The organism is Bradyrhizobium sp. PRIMUS42 (genome assembly GCF_023006515.1).
In the GTDB taxonomy this organism is placed as follows: domain Bacteria; phylum Pseudomonadota; class Alphaproteobacteria; order Rhizobiales; family Xanthobacteraceae; genus Bradyrhizobium.
Genome location: NZ_JALBGZ010000952.1, coordinates 1 through 1,994 on the forward strand (window position 1 = coordinate 1; position 1,994 = coordinate 1,994).

A 1,994-nucleotide genomic window follows, 5' to 3' on the forward strand; every position below is an offset into this window, starting at 1 on the left:
AAAGATCGTCGGCCCCGGCAACGCCTACGTCGCCGCCGCCAAGCGGCTGGTGTTCGGCAAAGTCGGCATCGACATGATCGCCGGCCCGTCCGAAGTGCTCGTGATCGCCGACGACACCGGCAACGCCGACTGGATCGCCGCCGATCTCCTCGCGCAGGCCGAGCACGATGCCAGCGCGCAGTCGATCCTGATCACGGACTCGGCACGCCTTGCCGCCGACGTCGAAAAGGCGGTGGAAGCGCAGTTGAAGACGCTGCCGCGCGCCGCGATCGCCAGCGCGTCGTGGGCCGATTTCGGCGCGGTCATCATGGTGAAGAAGTTGGGCGACGCCATCCCGCTCGCGGACGCCATCGCCGCCGAGCATCTCGAGATCATGACCGTTGATCCCGACGCGCTCGCGGCGAAGATCCGCAATGCCGGCGCGGTGTTCCTCGGGCCGCATACGCCGGAGGCGATCGGTGATTATGTCGGTGGCTCCAACCACGTGTTGCCGACGGCGCGCTCGGCGCGATTCTCCTCAGGGCTTTCGGTGCACGACTTCATGAAGCGCACCTCCATCCTGAAATGCGGCCCGGATCAGCTGCGTGCGCTGGGTCCAGCCGCGATGACGCTCGGCAAGGCGGAGGGGCTCGATGCCCATTCGCGTTCGATTGGATTGCGTCTCAATCTGTCATGACAAAGCCGCCCGAACAGGACGACTCGACCAATCGCATCGTCGGCGTCACGCTCGACGAAGAATCGATCGGCCGTTCCGGGCCTGATATCGAGCACGAGCGCGCAATCGCGATCTACGACCTGATCGAGCAGAACCTGTTCGCGCCCGACGGCGCCGAGGCGCAGGGCCCGTTCACGCTGCATATCGGCATCACCGGCAACCGCCTGATGTTCGACATCCGCCGCGAGGACGGCACGCCCGTCGTTGCGCATCTGTTGTCGCTGACGCCGTTCCGGCGGATCGTGAAGGATTATTTCATGATCTGCGACAGCTACTACCAGGCGATCCGCACCGCGACCCCCGACAAGATCGAGGCCATCGACATGGGCCGTCGCGGCATCCATGACGAGGGATCGCGCACGTTGCAGGAGCGGCTGAAGGGCAAGGTGCGGGTCGATTTCGAGACCTCGCGCCGGCTGTTCACGCTCATAACTGTCCTTCATTGGAAGGGGTAAGCGCGGATGGCTGCGCCCCCACGCGCACGCGATCCGCAATCGGTGCTGTTCGCCTGTGCGATGAACAGCGTGCGCTCGCCGATGGCCGAGAGCCTGTTGCAGCACATGTTTCCGCAAGGTCTCTACGTGAAGTCGGCCGGCGCGAGGCGCGGCGAGCTCGATCCGTTTGCGGTGTCCGTGATGGCCGAGCTCGGCCAGGACATTTCCGCCCACAAGCCGCAGACCTTCGAGGAGCTGGAGGACTGGGAGGGGCTGAATTTCGACCTCATCATCACGCTCTCGCCCGAGGCGCACCACAAGGCGCTGGAGCTGACGCGGACACTCGCGGCCGACGTCGAATACTGGCCAACGCAGGATCCCACCACCATCGAGGGCAGCCGCGACCAGAAGCTCGCGGCCTATCGAGAGGTCTGCGATCAGCTGCTGCTGCGCATCCGCCGGCGTTTTGCAAAGGTCGGCGCGGCATCAGGTTGATGATCTCCGAAGTCATCACGCGACCGTGGTGCGCTCCCTCTCCCGCCTGCGGGAGAGGTGACAGCGAGCTCGTCGCGAGGCCTCCCGTAACACCTGCGTCACAGACTGTGGGCACAGCCATGTCGGAAACCTCGAATCACCAAACCTGGGGTTCCCGGGTTGTGAAATCAGCCCCCTTCCGATAGGTTCCGCGCGCAATTCACCCCGCTTCATCCCCCAAATCACCTGATGCTTGGCCGCCCCAAATTCGTACTTGCCTCCGGTTCGCCGCGGCGCCTGTCGCTGCTCAACCAGGCCGGCATCGAGCCGGACGCGCTCCGGCCGGCCGACGTCGACGAGACGCCGAGGCG

The 1,994-nt window shown here is 65.2% G+C and carries 4 protein-coding genes; all 4 read left to right on the plus strand.

From position 1 onward, the window contains the following. Positions 1 to 676: histidinol dehydrogenase (gene hisD / locus MOV75_RS36120; RefSeq protein WP_247007756.1), on the plus strand; the 676-nt coding region annotated here is incomplete at its 5' end. Continuing rightward, on the plus strand, positions 673 to 1,170 hold the full coding sequence (locus MOV75_RS36125) for a UPF0262 family protein (protein ID WP_246932325.1): 498 nt from the start codon (positions 673 to 675) through the stop codon (positions 1,168 to 1,170). The genes hisD and MOV75_RS36125, both read left to right, overlap by 4 nt. 6 nt (positions 1,171 to 1,176) lie before the next feature. After that, positions 1,177 to 1,644: a low molecular weight phosphatase family protein gene (locus tag MOV75_RS36130; RefSeq protein ID WP_246932327.1), complete on the plus strand. Its 468-nt coding sequence runs from the start codon at positions 1,177 to 1,179 to the stop codon at positions 1,642 to 1,644. Positions 1,645 to 1,872: 228 nt separating this feature from the next. Then, on the plus strand, positions 1,873 to 1,994 hold a 122-nt coding region (locus MOV75_RS36135; protein WP_247007757.1), incomplete at its 3' end, for a Maf family protein.

What these genes read in the sequence shown, in the direction of transcription:
- MOV75_RS36130 (WP_246932327.1), top strand. Translation starts at nt 1,177, where the DNA reads ATGGCTGCGCCCCCACGCGCACGCGATCCGCAATCGGTGCTGTTCGCC.
- MOV75_RS36125 (WP_246932325.1), top strand. Translation starts at nt 673, where the DNA reads ATGACAAAGCCGCCCGAACAGGACGACTCGACCAATCGCATCGTCGGC.